The following is a 13,930-nucleotide window of genomic DNA, read 5'->3' as shown; positions in this document are numbered from 1 at the left end:
ATATATTGTGTCTGAAATTAAATGAAAAAAAGCAAAAAAAAAGAGGCGATGGATGCCTCTTACTTGGAAGATATGTGCAAATATCTTCACTAGGGGATGTATTCTCACCATAAAATGGGAGGGATAAAGTTAAGCTACGAATAATATTATATGGCTATATAAACACTGTGTCAATAGTGTTTATTAAAAAGAAAAAAGATCTGTGTATCTTTTTTCTTTTTAAATTAGTCGATTCCGACGTGGTATGAACAAAATTGGCAATCGTGTACCATGCTCTCTACTTGTACGAAATCTTTTACATCGAATAATACGTCGAATTGACCTTTTAAAAAAGCTTCGTGCAAAATACAAATAAAATCGCTATTTTTTCGATACCATTGTGGAAAGGACAGTTGTAAACGGTGAATTTTAATGTACGTCCTTTGCTCGTCTCTTTTACGATCGGTACGTAACCAACGAGTGCTGCTGTTTCTGTGATTAAGTCGATTTTTGATGCTAATGACATAGCAAAAACATTTTGTTGACGTATTTTTAACATATGTTGAATAGACTCTCTTCCTTTTCGATGACAAACTTTTTTACCGATTTCAATCGCTTGGTCACCACATTCTTGCATGATTTCTAATAACCAGTCCATAAGTTGACGATCATCTCGGTAAGGGAAAGTTAACACAACACCGTCTTCTGTTGATTTATAAATGCGACCTGGGCGTCCGCCTTTTCCTGTTTTTTCAAACTCAGCAATTAAAATGCCAATTTCAGTTAATTTTTTTAAGTGTAGACGTGCAACATTTGGATGAATATGAAACTCATCTGCAATTTCTTGCACCGAATAGGAACGTTTATTTTTTACGATATATTGATAAATCGAATAACGTGTTTCGTCGGCGAGTGTGCTCGTAATTTTTAATGGATCAATCATAATTGCACCTCCGTAATAGTACTTATATTATAGAACAACGGTTTATAATAAACAGTAAAATTTGTAAATAGACATAAAAATGTTGGTAATTGTAAATTATATTCAAGGAAAGTAGTGGGAATGTACAAAATATAGTTACAAAGTTAGGCTTCTTACGAAGATGTAGGAAGCCATTTTATTTTTTGAAAAGACTTTGTATACTTGCTTTAATCTTCATGAAGAAAGGAGAATTTAAATGGAGCAAACCGTACCGATTGAACAACAAGTTGAAGCATTATTAAAAAAAGCAAAACAATTTCATGCGAGCGATATTTTATTCGTGCCGAACCATGAGCAGTATCAACTGTATTTCAGAAAGTTTCATCGTCTATTCGAAGTAGAGGACGTATCTTTTGAACGTGCAGATCGCTTTTTTTCTCATTTGAAATTTCAAGCAGCACTTGATATAGGAGATCAAAGAAAGCCACAAAGTGGCGCTTTTAGTTCTGTCATAGATGATGAGAAAGTAGCATTTCGTATTTCAACATTGCCCTCAGCATTTTCGAAGGAAAGCTTAATTGTTCGTATGATGTATTATCACGAGTCTAAAAAGATTGATGATTTACCAGTTTTTGAACAAAGCGCTCAAACACTTTTGCAGTTAATTGAAAATCGACAAGGGCTTATTTTATTAACAGGTGCCACGGGAAGTGGGAAGTCCACAACGCTTTATTCACTCGTCCAACATTGTGCAAAAGAGGGGAATAAGCAAGTCATCTCGTTAGAAGATCCCGTGGAACACCCACAGTCAAATTTATTACAAGTTCAAGTGAATGAACGTGCAGGGGTGACATATGAAACCGGCTTAAAAGCAATTTTAAGGCATTCTCCAGATGTTTTAATGATAGGTGAAATTCGAGATCGAAAGACCGCTGAAATTGCTGTGGAAGCTGCGTTAACTGGTCATCTCGTGTTGAGTACGATTCATGCAAAGGATACGCTTGGTTGTATTTACAGATTGTTAGATTTAGGTATTCAAAAATCGGATTTACAACAGACGTTATTGTCGATTGTGGCACAAAAGCTCGTTCCGGTTCAACGGATGAAGCAAGTGGAAGTTCGTGCGCTATACGAGTTTTTTGCAGCAAGAACAAATCGAATGGATTTTAGAGGAGGATGCCAAACATTTATCGAGCGATTTTCCAACGTTAGCAAATCAATATGAATTAGGGGTGAAAACAGGTGCTATCCTCGATTCAACAAACATACAACGCGTTTCTTTTGAACTTAGAAAAGAAAAAGCGCATCCGACAACCTGAACAATTTTTAGAAAAATGCAGTGTACTATTAAATGAAGGTTATAGTTTTTATGATGCCATGCATATGCTTGCCCCACATCATATGAAAAATGAACAAGAAAGTCTGGCACACGTAGAACACCAATTAAAAGAAGGGAATTCGATGACTTCTTTATTCGATTATTTTGGTGTACCAACGAACTATTTACTTATGTTGCAAATTGCAGAGAAAAGAGGGGCATTTGCACATACATTACAATCGGTTTCGACGCAAATAAAACGTCATACGGCGAATAAAAAGCAACTGTTTAAATTACTTTCGTATCCGGTTACACTCTTTTTCCTTCTCGCGTTTCTTCTCGTCGGTTTCCGTCAATATTTTTTACCCCAAATGACTGTCATGTTTCATACGACGAGCAATGAAAAAACGTGGATTGAACTCAGTCTATCTAAAATTTTTCTTCACATCCCCGATTTTTTCCTCGCCATTTGTATCCTTCTTCTAATTGGTGTCATTTTATTACTTTCTATCGTATTGAAAAAAGAAGTAGGAAAACAACTTCAAATTATGCAACGAATCCCCGTTTTGAACCACTTTTTTAAAATTACATTAACGAAACAATTGGCAGATGAATTAGGCACCTTATTAGTGAGTGGGTTATCAATTCAAGAATGTTTAAAAATGTTAGAGAAACAAACGTATCAACCGTACGTTAGTTTTATCGTGTCGAGACTGCTTAAAAAAATTGTACAAGGAGAGCTATTATCGCAAGCAGTGAAAACAGAAGTATTTTTACAAAAAGAATTTCATAGTTACGTATTTCATGGAGAAAAGGGAGGGAATTTAGGTCGAGAATTATTAATTTACGGTGAATTTTTAGCCGAAAAACAACAAACGCTGATTCAAAAATGTATGCGAATTGTCCAACCGGCATTTTTCTTAATTATTGCTGTGTGTATTTTAGGAGCTTATTTGGCGATTTTATTACCGATGTATCAAATGATGGATTTTGTTTAGGAGGAATGAGATGAAAAATCAAAAAGGTTTTACATTAGTCGAAATGTTGATCGTGCTATTTATTATTGCGGTTTTGATTATTATTATCATACCGAACGTAACGAAGCATTTTAGTACGGTAGATGAAAAAGGTTGTACGGCTTACGTGAAAATGATTCAAGGGCAAGTAGAAGCATACAAAGTAGAATTAGGAACGTATCCATCGAACCTCGATGATTTAAAAAGAGCAGGCTATTTAAAAGAAGGGGTAAATGAGAAAGCTTGCGGAGGCAAGGTAATTAAAATACAAGACGGAGAAGTTTTGAATCCTTGATGAAGTCAGAAAAAGGCTTCACACTTATTGAAATGCTACTCGTATTAATGATGACGATGATTATTTTTATTTTTATGGTGTCATCTATTTATGAGAAGTGGCAATATCACTTAGCTCTTTTATATTTAGAACAGTTAAAAGTAGAAGCGATGGAAGCCCAAAGTTTGAGAGAAAGTCCATTAGGAGATGATGTGCTTTATTGCACGATTATTATTACGATCGACAATGAAGGAAACAGCATTTGGGATGTCAGAAAGAAAATGGTGTACGATCGCCGTGCGACTGTTAAAAGGATTGAAATGCCCAAAAATGTTCGTTTTAGCAAAGGAACGAGTAGTATGCATCTCGGTTTTAATAATGAAGGATTTAATAAAGGGATACAAAAATTGGAATTTTATATAGGGAAAGATAAATACATTATGACTAATTTTTTCAGGGAAGGTGTTATTAAATTTTACAAAAAATCATAAAAAATGAGAAAGGCGCTTCTGTAGCAGAGGCGTTTTTTAGTATCTTTGTTATTTTGCTCGTATTTGGACAATTTTTTCCGACAGCAGTTTACTCCATTATTAATTTGAAAGATCATCATGAACGAATTGAAGCGTATCGAGTAGCGAATATCATTCTCACTAGAAAATTGAATGGAGAAAATATAAGCCGGGGTCAAATGCATTATAATCACACGTTATTTGACTGGGAAAGTACAGAAGAAAGGACGTGCATATATTATCAAAATCGTAATGAACAAGAGGAGGAAATTTGTATTACGTTGTAAATGTCAAAGAGGTTTTACCTTTTTGGAGTCACTATTGCAACTTGTCGTTTTTATGCTATTGATTATTTTTTTAATTTATTTATGCCACTTGCCCATCAGTTTACGACGTATTTTCGAGCAGAACATTTACGTTGGGAATTTTTTATTACAGATTTAACGAATGAATTTGAAAATGTCGAGAATATGTCTATTACGAGAGAAAATCGATTAGTGTACGATTTACATGAAAAGAGAGGCAGTTATAGAACGTATACAGTTCGAAATAGTATGAATTTCACGGAAGTATTTAGAACTGTTCCAGGAGTCGGTGGATACGTTTTGTTACTAGATCGCACGAAGCTTATGACTTTTGAAAAAGAAGGAGAAGAAGTTGTGATTGATTGTGAATTTCAAAAAGGGACGAAGCAATATGAAACACGTATTGTACGAGATACACGAATACGACCGAAGGAGGAAGTAGATGAAACTAATTCGAGCGAAGAAGACTTGGGGGATTTGGAGGAGCGTGAAGAAGAATGAACGTGGTTCGCTTTTTATTACCTCGATTATATTGTGGGTAATGGCATTTAATTTTTTTACGATTTGGACGCTTACGTGGGTTTCTTATTCAAAGTCTCTGCTTTATGTAGAACAGAGGGAAGAACAACGGATTAAGGAGAAAATGCGTGAATACAATGAACAACAGGAGCAACAAGCTTCCGAATCGAAAGTAGTAAAACAATGAAATCGATAGATTCCGAAGAATATCGTTGGAATCCCTATTTTTTCATGCTACTATTAATAAAAAAACGTTAAGTAGCATTTTTGTTGTTTGTCGTCTTAAGAAGGTGAAAATGTGCGTAAAATTTATTTAGTCGGTTTTATGGGGTCTGGAAAAAGTGCCATTGGTAGAAGATTGAGTTTTTATTTGAAGTTACCTTATTATGATATGGATACGGAAATTGTTCGCAGACAAAAGAAAACGATTCCAGAAATTTTCGAACAAGATGGAGAAGCGGCTTTTCGAGAAATTGAAACAGCATTTTTAAATGAATTTCGAGATGAGTTTTGCATTATTGCTACGGGTGGTGGCGCAGCGATGAATCCACATAATAGGGCTATTATGAGAGAGTCGGGACTCGTATTATTTTTAGATGCTACTTTTCCAGATATTTGGAAAAGAATTCATAAAGATAAAAATAGACCGATTGTTCAACAATCAACAAAAGAACAATTAGAAGCGTTATATCATGAAAGAAGAAAGTATTACAAACAATGTTCGCATATTTCTGTACGAACGGAAGACCGTACGTTACGTCAAATTGTCGAATATTGTGGTTTTCAAGTGAATCGTCTAAAAGGCGAATGATTTTTTGTTTTTAAGTTTTAAATATTCGTATTTAAAATATTAATACGAATTATATTGCAAGAACGTTTGAGTAATGTTAGGATATAGACAGAAATCCTGTTATAGTACATTATTTATATTGGTAGCGGATGAAAGTATGGGGAGAGAACACGAAATCGTGTCGCCGAAGGAGCAAGTAGGAAACTATGAATCTCTCAGGCAAAAAGACTCATACCGGACGCAACTCTGGAGAGAGCTACTGCGGGTAGCCACCCAAGATGACAGCCAGTTTCTGGTCAAACTTTCAGGTGCATGGACAGAGAAATCCTTTTTAACAAAGGGGTTTCTCTGTTTTTTATTGAAAACAAGGAGGGGTTTATGTGTCAGAATTAAAACGTACGCCGTTATTTGAATCGTATGCGAAATTTGGCGGTAAAACAATTGATTTCGGTGGATGGGAATTACCAGTTCAGTTTAGCTCGATTAAGGAAGAACATGCGGCAGTTCGTGAGGCAGCAGGTTTATTCGATGTTTCACATATGGGTGAAGTATATATTGAAGGTTCAGAAAGTTTGGATTTTTTACAAAAACTTTTGACGAATGATGTATCGAAAGTAGCAATCAATCAAACACAATATACGACAATGTGTTATGAAAATGCAGGTGTTGTAGACGATTTATTAACGTATCGCTTAGATGAGCAAAAATATTTACTCGTAATTAATGCGGCGAATATTGAAAAAGATGTCGCGTGGATGGAAGAGCAAGCAAAAGCATTTTCTGACGTTGTCGTGACAAATGTTTCGGATCAATTTGGACAATTAGCGATCCAAGGACCGAAAGCGATTGAGGCGCTTCAACAATTAACGGACTATCAGCTATTAGATGTGAAGCCATTCCACTTAGCTCAAAATGTGACGATTGCAGGCTATAGCACGCTTATTTCTCGTACAGGTTATACAGGTGAAGATGGCTTTGAAATTTACGGTTCACCGGAAACAATCGTATCGCTTTGGGATGCTATTTTAACTTCTGGAGAAGTAGTTCCTTGTGGTCTAGGTTCACGAGATACGCTTCGTTTTGAAGCTTGCTTACCTTTATACGGTCAAGAATTATCAAAGGATATTTCGCCTTTAGAAGCAGGGATTAACTTCGTCGTAAAACTAGGGAAAGAAATGGACTTTAACGGTAAAGCGACACTTGCAGCACAAAAAGAAAATGGTGTGCCACGTAAGTTGATTGGGATTGAAATGATTGACAAAGGTGTACCACGCCATGGTTACAAAGTGTTTAAAGGTGATGAAGAAATTGGTGAAGTGACAACAGGAACACAATTACCAAGTTCGAAAAGAAATGTTGGTTTAGCACTTATCAAAACGGAATATGCACAATTAGATGAAATACTTGAAATTGAAATTCGTAACCGCCGCTTGCAAGTGAAAACAGTGGCGACACCTTTTTATAAACGTCAAAAATAAACTTACTAAGAGAGAGGTTTTTTCCTATGAAGCATCGGTACTTACCAATGACTGAGCAAGACCAAAAAGAAATGTTAGAGACGATTGGCGTTTCTTCCGTTGATGAATTATTTGCAGACATCCCTGAACGTGTACGTTTCCAAGGGGAGTACAATATTAAACCAGCAAAAACAGAATCAGCATTGCTTAAAGAACTTTCGGGCTTAGCGAAGAAAAATGCTAACACGGACGAATATGCATCATTTTTAGGAGCAGGCGTTTATGATCACTACAAACCAGTTGTCGTCGATCACGTCATTTCACGTTCAGAATTTTATACAGCATACACACCGTACCAACCGGAAATCTCTCAAGGGGAATTACAAGCAATTTTTGAGTTCCAAACGATGATTGCTGAACTGACAGGTATGGATTTAGCTAATTCATCAATGTACGACGGTGGCACAGCTTTAGCAGAAGCGGGTATGTTAGCTGCTGGGGCTACGCGTAAAACGAAGATTTTAGTATCTGAAGCAGTTCATCCGATTGCAAAAGATGTTGTGAAAACATATGCATATGGTCAATCAATTGAAGTGGTAGAAGTGAAGGCGACAAATGGTGTTACGGATTTGGTGGAATTAGAAGCGCTAATTGATGACAATACAGCTGCGGTTATGGTGCAATATCCGAACTTCTACGGTCAACTAGAAAACGTCGCAAAAGTATCTGAGCTTATCCATGCGGTGAAAGGATTATCCATCGTATCATCAAATCCATTAGCGCTTGCTTCTATTACCCCTCCAGGCAAAATGGGTGCAGATATTACGGTTGGAGATGCGCAACCATTCGGTATTCCAGAAAGTTTCGGCGGACCACATTGTGGTTACTTTGCTACAACGAAAAAATTAATGCGTAAAGTACCGGGTCGTCTCGTTGGTGAAACAGTGGACGAAGAAGGTCGTCGAGGATACGTATTAACGTTACAAGCGCGTGAACAACATATTCGTCGTGAAAAAGCGACGTCTAATATTTGTTCGAACCAGGCACTAAATGCCTTAGCAGCTTCTGTTGCGATGACGGCACTTGGCAAGCAAGGGATTCGTGAAATGGCGACACAAAACATTGTGAAAACGCATTATGCAAAACAACAATTTGAAGCGGCTGGTTTTACAGTCGTATTCGATGGGGCACATTTCAATGAAATCGTTGTAGATGTGAAAGTAAATGTAACAGCATTGAATAAGCAATTAGTAGCGCAAGGCTTTATCGGTGGTTTTGATTTAGGTCGCGTAGAAGACAAACTTCAAAATCATACGTTAGTTTGTGTGACAGAACAACGTACAAAAGAAGAAATTGATGCGTTTGTACAAGCGACAGCTGCTCAAGTAGCAGAGATGGAGGCCCACCATGCATAAAGACAATCAACCACTCGTATTTGAATTATCTCGTGAAGGCCGTGTAGGTCATAGCGTACCGGTTTTAGACGTTCCAGAAGTAGACTTAGCAAATATTTTACCGGCACAATTTATTCGTGAAGAAGCGGCGGAATTACCAGAACTAGCAGAGCTTGATATTATGCGCCACTATACAGCGCTATCTCGTCGTAATCACGGCGTGGATTCAGGTTTCTATCCGTTAGGTTCTTGTACAATGAAATACAATCCGAAAATGAATGAAACAGCGGCACGTATGCCAGGTTTTGCAAATATCCACCCATTACAAGATGAAGATACTGTTCAAGGTGCATTAGAATTAATGTATGACTTACAAGAGCATTTAATTGAAATTACAGGGATGGACGAAGTAACGTTACAACCAGCAGCAGGAGCTCACGGTGAATGGACAGCGCTTATGATGATTCGCGCCTTCCATGAAGCGAATGGCGACACGCAACGTACGAAAGTATTAGTTCCAGATTCTGCGCACGGTACGAACCCAGCTTCTGCAGCCGTAGCAGGGTTTGATACGGTAACGATTGCGACAGCTGAAAATGGTCTTGTTGACTTAGAAGATCTTCGCACGAAAGTAGGCGAAGATACAGCGGCATTGATGTTAACGAATCCGAATACACTCGGTTTATTTGAAGAAGATATTTTAGAAATCGCGGACATCGTGCATAGTGTCGGTGGTAAAGTGTATTATGATGGTGCAAACTTAAATGCGGTTATGTCAAAAGCGCGCCCTGGTGATATGGGCTTTGACTGTGTACACTTAAACTTACACAAAACATTTACAGGTCCTCACGGTGGCGGTGGTCCTGGTTCAGGTCCTGTCGGTGTAAAAGCAGACTTAATTCCATTCTTACCGAAACCTGTATTAGTGAAAACAGAAGAAGGTACATTCCACTTCGATTATGACCGTCCAAAAACGATTGGTCGCGTTAAACCTTACTACGGAAACTTCGGTATTAACGTACGTGCCTACACGTACATTCGCACAATGGGGCCAGATGGTCTAAAAGCTGTAACAGAAAATGCTGTTATTAATGCGAACTATATGATGCGTCGTCTACAACCATTTTATGAGTTGCCGTACGATCGTCACTGTAAGCATGAATTCGTATTATCTGGTAGTCGCCAGAAAAAATTAGGTGTCCGTACGTTGGATATTGCGAAACGTCTGTTAGACTTTGGCTACCATCCACCAACTACGTACTTCCCATTAAATGTTGAAGAAGGTTTAATGATTGAACCAACAGAAACGGAAGCGAAAGAAACACTTGATGCTTTCTGTGATGCGATGATTCAAATTGCGAAAGAAGCGGAAGAAAATCCTGAAATCGTACAAGAAGCACCGCATACGACAGTTATTAAACGTCTAGATGAAACGTTAGCTGCTCGTAAACCCGTATTAAAATACGAAAAAGCATAATAAGATGAAACCCTTAAAACTTTAAAGTTTTAAGGGTTTTTATATGTTTTTGATCGTATTTCGTAGGAATCAGTACGTATTATCGAAAGAATGACAGAAAATAACGATTTCTGAAACAATTTAGGTGAAAAGTGGGTATTAGTAATAATACAGGGATGCATCGTGCAAAAGATGGAGAAAGGAGAGGATCTAGTGAAAGTAGCGATAATTGGTAGTAGCACAGAAAATTTTGTTGCGGCCATTTTACTTATTCGACAAGGATTTGAAGTATCTATTTACGAAAAGAAAAAGGCAAGTACTGGTAAGTTAGAAACGTTTCAAGTAAACGGATATAATTTTGAATTTGGTCCCGTTATGGTTACCTCTCCTAAAATAATTCAACAGTTTTTTTATGCGATTGAAAGAGAAATGGATACGTATTTTGAACTTTTTCAAATTCGTCATCATACGAAAAATATTTCCCAAAAAGAAGAAGCATTTTATTTGTCGAGCGATTATCAATTTATGCACAAACAATTGGAGCGAATTGACCCGATTGGAGCAAAAAACTACGATGACTTTTTAGCTGAAATTAAAAAGATGAAGTATGCCATGAATGATTTACTTAAGATTCCGCCTCTTTCAACGTGGCGACAATTACTGTCACCTCCTGCAAGAAGTGCTTACTTAGCTTTAAAACCATTTGAAACGTTAGATAAGTTCGTTCGAAAATATTTTACGAACGAGTTTGTCATTGCTTCTTTTTCTCGCTATGCGACATATAACGGCATTTCACCCGATCAATGTCCTGCCTTTCTTATTACACAAGCATATGATGAACTTGTGGACGGTGTGTATTACGCAAAAGGTGGTAATGTGAAAATTCGTCACGCCTTGCATCAAATAGCATTAGAAGAAGGTGTTAGGTATTATACTGAAAAAGAAGTGACAAAAATTCATATTAAAGAAAATCATGTACATGGTGTTTGTTTAAATGATGATATTAGCTTAGAGGCGGACGTCGTTGTAATGAATATTGCAGATTTTAAACAACAGAAAAATTTAATACGAGAAGTACAGTCAGAAGCACCTGAATCTTTAGTTAATACAGGGACGGCGGCAGCGTATGTGCTGTTCGTCGGATTGAAATCACATACAGAAATCTATCATCATCAAATTTTGTATTCACAAAACATTAAACAAGAATTTGAAATGATTCAACAAGGGAAAGTCCCAATCGATCCGACCGTGTACATTTACAATCCTTCTTACAGTGAACAACAACGCTTTTCTAAAGGGGATGCACTCCTCTTATTTACGAATATGCCGTATACGACAAATGAAAAAAAGTTAAGTAAAATGAAACGTGCTATATACGATAAGCTTGAGAAAGCAGGTTTATCAATCGAAAAAGACGTAGTCGTAGAACAGCGTTGGACACCAGAAAATTTAACACATCGCTTTGATTTATACCGACAAGGCGGTGCGATGAGAAAGATGACGCAACTTATTTTAAATCCACTACTAAAAGAATATCCATTTGATGGCTTGTATTTTACGGGCATGCAACCTTACCCCGCTTCAAGTATTGCCTCTTCTTTGCGAAATGGAGAAATTGTTGCAGAACGTATTATTCAAGCGTACAAATAAAAAAGACTTGTCCGGAGACAAGTCTTTTTGTTATTTAGATGTTTTTGTATGACCAGACCAGTTTTTAAAACCGCCATCTAGTGCGTATAGCTTTGTGTAACCTTTCTTTTTCAAGAAAAGGGCTGCACGTGAACTACGCCCACCATTTTCACAGTATAAGTAGACAGGAATGTCTTGACGTAATTCTTTATAACGACTACGAAGTAACGTTGTAGGAAGGTTACGTGCACCTAAAATGTGTAAAGAATCGAATTCGCTTTTTTCGCGAACGTCAATAAGTTGAGCTTTACGGTAACCTGCTTTGAAATCTTCTTCAGAAAGCATTGTTACTGCTTTTTTCGAGCGTCTTGCTGTAATAAGTGCCATTGCGACAACGATTACAACGATAATTAAAACTATCCAATACCAAGCCAATGTGATGACCCCTTTCTATATTCTCTTATATTATAAAAGAATGGTTGGAGTTCGTCCACAGAGTTTGATAAAATGAACGCGGTAACGTAAAAAAAGGAGGAAGAGAAATGGCGATAACTTGGTATTTCATCAATTCAGGAGCGTGTAGTCCGAGCTACAATATGGCATTAGACGAGGCATTGCTTCACTGGCATAGTAATGGGGAGATGCCTCCTGTCATTCGTTTTTACGAATGGAACCCAGCAACATTATCTATCGGTTATTTTCAAAAAGCGCATCGCGACGTCGATTTTGATCAATTACATAAGCATAACGTAGGGTTTGTTCGAAGACCGACAGGGGGACGTGCTGTTTTACATGAGCATGAATTAACGTATAGCATCGTCGTAAGTGAGAGCTATCCTAATATGCCAAAGACGGTAACGGAAGCGTATCGTGTACTAAGTGAAGGCTTATTAAATGGCTTTATTAATTTAGGGTTAGATGCTTATTTCTCTGTACCACAAACCGAAGCGGAAAAATTAGCGTTGCAAAAACCGAAATCGGCTGTTTGTTTTGACGCACCTTCTTGGTATGAACTCGTAGTAGAAGGTAGAAAAATAGCAGGTAGTGCGCAAACGAGACAAGAAGGTGTTATTTTACAACATGGTTCTTTATTAATTGATTTAGATCAAGAAAAATTATTATCGATTTTTAAATTTAAAGATGAAGCAGCGCGTGAAAAAATGCGTCAAAATTTACCGTTGAAAACGGTCGCAATGAATGATTTAGGAAAAGGGACATTTACGACAACAGATTGTGTGAAGGCATTTAAACGGGGATTTGAAGAAGCACTTGAAATTAATTTACAACCGTATACGCTGACAGATGAACAACGACAATTCGTTGAACAGCTAGCACAAACAAAATATGAATCAGACGAATGGAATTTTAAAAAATAAAAAGGGGTGACAACGTGAAAATACTATGGGATTTTGATGGAACTCTTTTTGATACGTATCCGGTATACGTTAAGACGTTATTCGATGTCGTCCCGCGTTTGAGTACGTTGTTTTCTAAAGAACAGGCGATGCGAGCGATGAAAGTTTCTTTTTCACATGGCTTTCAAGCACTCGGTATATCACCTACTGAAGAACGCGCTTATCGAGAGAAAATCATCCACTTACCGCCAGAGCACTTTCTTCCTTTTGCTGGTGTAGAAGAAGTGTTGAAGCGTGCAGAGTTGAATGTCATTATGTCGCATAAAGAACGAGTAGTGATTGAAGCGGTCTTACAACAATACGGCTTCCAGCACTATTTTAAAGAAATTGTGACGCCTGAAATGGGATTTCCACGAAAACCGGATGCGGCCTCTTATGCGTATTTAAACGACCGTTATGCGCTTGATTTAGCGATTGGGGACCGTGAATTAGATTTGGTTCCGGCGAAAGCAATTGGCTTGAAAACGGTGATGTTTCAAGGAGACTGTGCGTCGGCAGATTATTCGTTACGTACGTACGAGGAATTTGAAACGCACGTTAAACCATTTTAATATTCAGTGATTTTTGTTATGCTTTTTACGGAGGATTGTTTACGATGAATATAAATAAATTAGCGTGTTATTTTTTACCAGCATTTGCGATGCTAGCGATTGCTATTTTAGCAAAAGAAGGGTTACTTGGAGATACGACAGAGGCAAATGCTGAATATGTCATATTCGGCTTGTACTTATTGTTTCCTATTCTTTTCTTATACCAAGGATTTGCTTGTTCACTGAAACGATATCCATGGATTCATGCGGTCATTATTTCTGTGTTAGCATTCGTTGCGATGGTCTTGCTATTGAAGTTAGAATCTTTCGTTTATACGTATATCTTGTATTATTTAGTAGCATTTATTATTGGATACGTACTGACAGCTGTTATACGCAAAGCAAGAACAAAATAAA

General features: G+C 37.4%; 16 protein-coding genes and 2 riboswitches. Of the genes, 14 read left to right on the top strand and 2 right to left on the bottom strand.

The features are described 5' to 3' along the window. Positions 1-325: 325 nt before the first annotated feature. Positions 326-922: a helix-turn-helix transcriptional regulator gene (locus KSHG_RS16225; RefSeq protein ID WP_010303240.1), complete on the bottom strand. Its 597-nt coding sequence runs from the start codon at positions 920-922 to the stop codon at positions 326-328. Between the two features lie 235 nt (positions 923-1,157). Here KSHG_RS16225 and comGA point away from each other — a divergent pair, with 235 nt between their 5' ends. From comGA to KSHG_RS05710, 11 genes are all read left to right on the top strand, one after another. Continuing rightward, the gene (gene comGA / locus KSHG_RS05765; RefSeq protein ID WP_010303237.1) at positions 1,158-2,126 is read left to right on the top strand and encodes a competence type IV pilus ATPase ComGA; all 969 of its coding nucleotides are present in this window, start codon (positions 1,158-1,160) and stop codon (positions 2,124-2,126) included. Between the two features lie 17 nt (positions 2,127-2,143). Then, the gene (gene comGB / locus KSHG_RS05760; RefSeq protein ID WP_010303229.1) at positions 2,144-3,217 is read left to right on the top strand and encodes a competence type IV pilus assembly protein ComGB; all 1,074 of its coding nucleotides are present in this window, start codon (positions 2,144-2,146) and stop codon (positions 3,215-3,217) included. A 10-nt stretch (positions 3,218-3,227) separates the two neighbouring features. Further along, on the top strand, positions 3,228-3,530 hold the full coding sequence (gene comGC / locus KSHG_RS05755) for a competence type IV pilus major pilin ComGC (protein ID WP_010303226.1): 303 nt from the start codon (positions 3,228-3,230) through the stop codon (positions 3,528-3,530). Then, the gene (locus KSHG_RS05750) at positions 3,530-4,000 is read left to right on the top strand and encodes a type II secretion system protein (protein ID WP_010303223.1); all 471 of its coding nucleotides are present in this window, start codon (positions 3,530-3,532) and stop codon (positions 3,998-4,000) included. Before comGC ends, KSHG_RS05750 begins: the two co-directional genes overlap by 1 nt. 305 nt (positions 4,001-4,305) lie before the next feature. Continuing rightward, positions 4,306-4,824 (top strand): competence type IV pilus minor pilin ComGF, encoded by a 519-nt coding sequence (locus KSHG_RS05745; RefSeq protein WP_010303219.1) that lies wholly within the window; start codon positions 4,306-4,308, stop codon positions 4,822-4,824. Continuing rightward, entirely contained in the window at positions 4,811-5,029 is a 219-nt protein-coding gene (locus tag KSHG_RS05740) for a hypothetical protein (RefSeq protein ID WP_010303216.1), read from the top strand. Before KSHG_RS05745 ends, KSHG_RS05740 begins: the two co-directional genes overlap by 14 nt. A gap of 111 nt (positions 5,030-5,140) precedes the next feature. Continuing rightward, on the top strand, positions 5,141-5,653 hold the full coding sequence (locus KSHG_RS05735; protein ID WP_010303213.1) for a shikimate kinase: 513 nt from the start codon (positions 5,141-5,143) through the stop codon (positions 5,651-5,653). 128 nt (positions 5,654-5,781) lie between these two features. Further along, a riboswitch (glycine riboswitch) is annotated at positions 5,782-5,873 on the top strand. Positions 5,874-5,876: 3 nt separating this feature from the next. Continuing rightward, a riboswitch (glycine riboswitch) is annotated at positions 5,877-5,954 on the top strand. A 58-nt stretch (positions 5,955-6,012) separates the two neighbouring features. Further along, positions 6,013-7,110, top strand: a complete 1,098-nt coding sequence (gcvT, locus tag KSHG_RS05725; RefSeq protein WP_010303207.1) for a glycine cleavage system aminomethyltransferase GcvT — start codon at positions 6,013-6,015, stop codon at positions 7,108-7,110. A 26-nt stretch (positions 7,111-7,136) separates the two neighbouring features. Next, positions 7,137-8,504 (top strand): aminomethyl-transferring glycine dehydrogenase subunit GcvPA, encoded by a 1,368-nt coding sequence (gene gcvPA, locus KSHG_RS05720; protein ID WP_010303204.1) that lies wholly within the window; start codon positions 7,137-7,139, stop codon positions 8,502-8,504. Beyond that, a complete protein-coding gene (gcvPB, locus tag KSHG_RS05715; protein ID WP_010303201.1) occupies positions 8,497-9,960 on the top strand; it encodes an aminomethyl-transferring glycine dehydrogenase subunit GcvPB in 1,464 nt (487 codons plus the stop codon). Before gcvPA ends, gcvPB begins: the two co-directional genes overlap by 8 nt. A gap of 192 nt (positions 9,961-10,152) precedes the next feature. Beyond that, positions 10,153-11,589 carry a phytoene desaturase family protein gene (locus KSHG_RS05710; RefSeq protein WP_010303200.1) on the top strand — a complete coding sequence of 479 codons (1,437 nt, stop codon included), beginning with the start codon at positions 10,153-10,155 and terminating at the stop codon, positions 11,587-11,589. Positions 11,590-11,619: 30 nt separating this feature from the next. Here KSHG_RS05710 and KSHG_RS05705 read toward each other — a convergent pair whose 3' ends face one another. Beyond that, positions 11,620-11,955: a rhodanese-like domain-containing protein gene (locus KSHG_RS05705; protein WP_042231495.1), complete on the bottom strand. Its 336-nt coding sequence runs from the start codon at positions 11,953-11,955 to the stop codon at positions 11,620-11,622. A gap of 155 nt (positions 11,956-12,110) precedes the next feature. On the opposite strand from KSHG_RS05705, the gene KSHG_RS05700 reads away from it, so the two are divergent. From KSHG_RS05700 to KSHG_RS05690, 3 genes are read left to right on the top strand one after another with little or no spacing between them, the layout of a single operon-like run. Next, entirely contained in the window at positions 12,111-12,944 is an 834-nt protein-coding gene (locus KSHG_RS05700) for a lipoate--protein ligase family protein (RefSeq protein ID WP_010303198.1), read from the top strand. A gap of 14 nt (positions 12,945-12,958) precedes the next feature. Then, positions 12,959-13,534, top strand: coding sequence for an HAD hydrolase-like protein (locus KSHG_RS05695; RefSeq protein ID WP_010303192.1), 576 nt, complete (start codon positions 12,959-12,961; stop codon positions 13,532-13,534). A 44-nt stretch (positions 13,535-13,578) separates the two neighbouring features. After that, entirely contained in the window at positions 13,579-13,929 is a 351-nt protein-coding gene (locus KSHG_RS05690; protein WP_010303190.1) for a hypothetical protein, read from the top strand. Position 13,930: the final 1 nt, after the last annotated feature.

It is taken from the genome of Kurthia senegalensis, from assembly GCF_000285595.1.
GTDB classification, from domain to species: Bacteria; Bacillota; Bacilli; order Bacillales_A; family Planococcaceae; genus Kurthia; species Kurthia senegalensis.
The sequence above is the reverse complement of the archived record's forward strand: the minus strand, read 5'-3'. Positions and strand labels throughout refer to the sequence as shown.

What these genes read in the sequence shown, in the direction of transcription:
- KSHG_RS05705 (WP_042231495.1), bottom strand. Translation starts at nt 11,955, where the DNA reads ATGGCACTTATTACAGCAAGACGCTCGAAAAAAGCAGTAACAATGCTT.
- KSHG_RS05700 (WP_010303198.1), top strand. Translation starts at nt 12,111, where the DNA reads ATGGCGATAACTTGGTATTTCATCAATTCAGGAGCGTGTAGTCCGAGC.
- KSHG_RS05690 (WP_010303190.1), top strand. Translation starts at nt 13,579, where the DNA reads ATGAATATAAATAAATTAGCGTGTTATTTTTTACCAGCATTTGCGATG.
- KSHG_RS16225 (WP_010303240.1), bottom strand. Translation starts at nt 922, where the DNA reads ATGATTGATCCATTAAAAATTACGAGCACACTCGCCGACGAAACACGT.
- gcvPA (WP_010303204.1), top strand. Translation starts at nt 7,137, where the DNA reads ATGAAGCATCGGTACTTACCAATGACTGAGCAAGACCAAAAAGAAATG.
- KSHG_RS05750 (WP_010303223.1), top strand. Translation starts at nt 3,530, where the DNA reads ATGAAGTCAGAAAAAGGCTTCACACTTATTGAAATGCTACTCGTATTA.
- KSHG_RS05745 (WP_010303219.1), top strand. Translation starts at nt 4,306, where the DNA reads ATGTCAAAGAGGTTTTACCTTTTTGGAGTCACTATTGCAACTTGTCGT.
- comGA (WP_010303237.1), top strand. Translation starts at nt 1,158, where the DNA reads ATGGAGCAAACCGTACCGATTGAACAACAAGTTGAAGCATTATTAAAA.
- gcvPB (WP_010303201.1), top strand. Translation starts at nt 8,497, where the DNA reads ATGCATAAAGACAATCAACCACTCGTATTTGAATTATCTCGTGAAGGC.
- comGC (WP_010303226.1), top strand. Translation starts at nt 3,228, where the DNA reads ATGAAAAATCAAAAAGGTTTTACATTAGTCGAAATGTTGATCGTGCTA.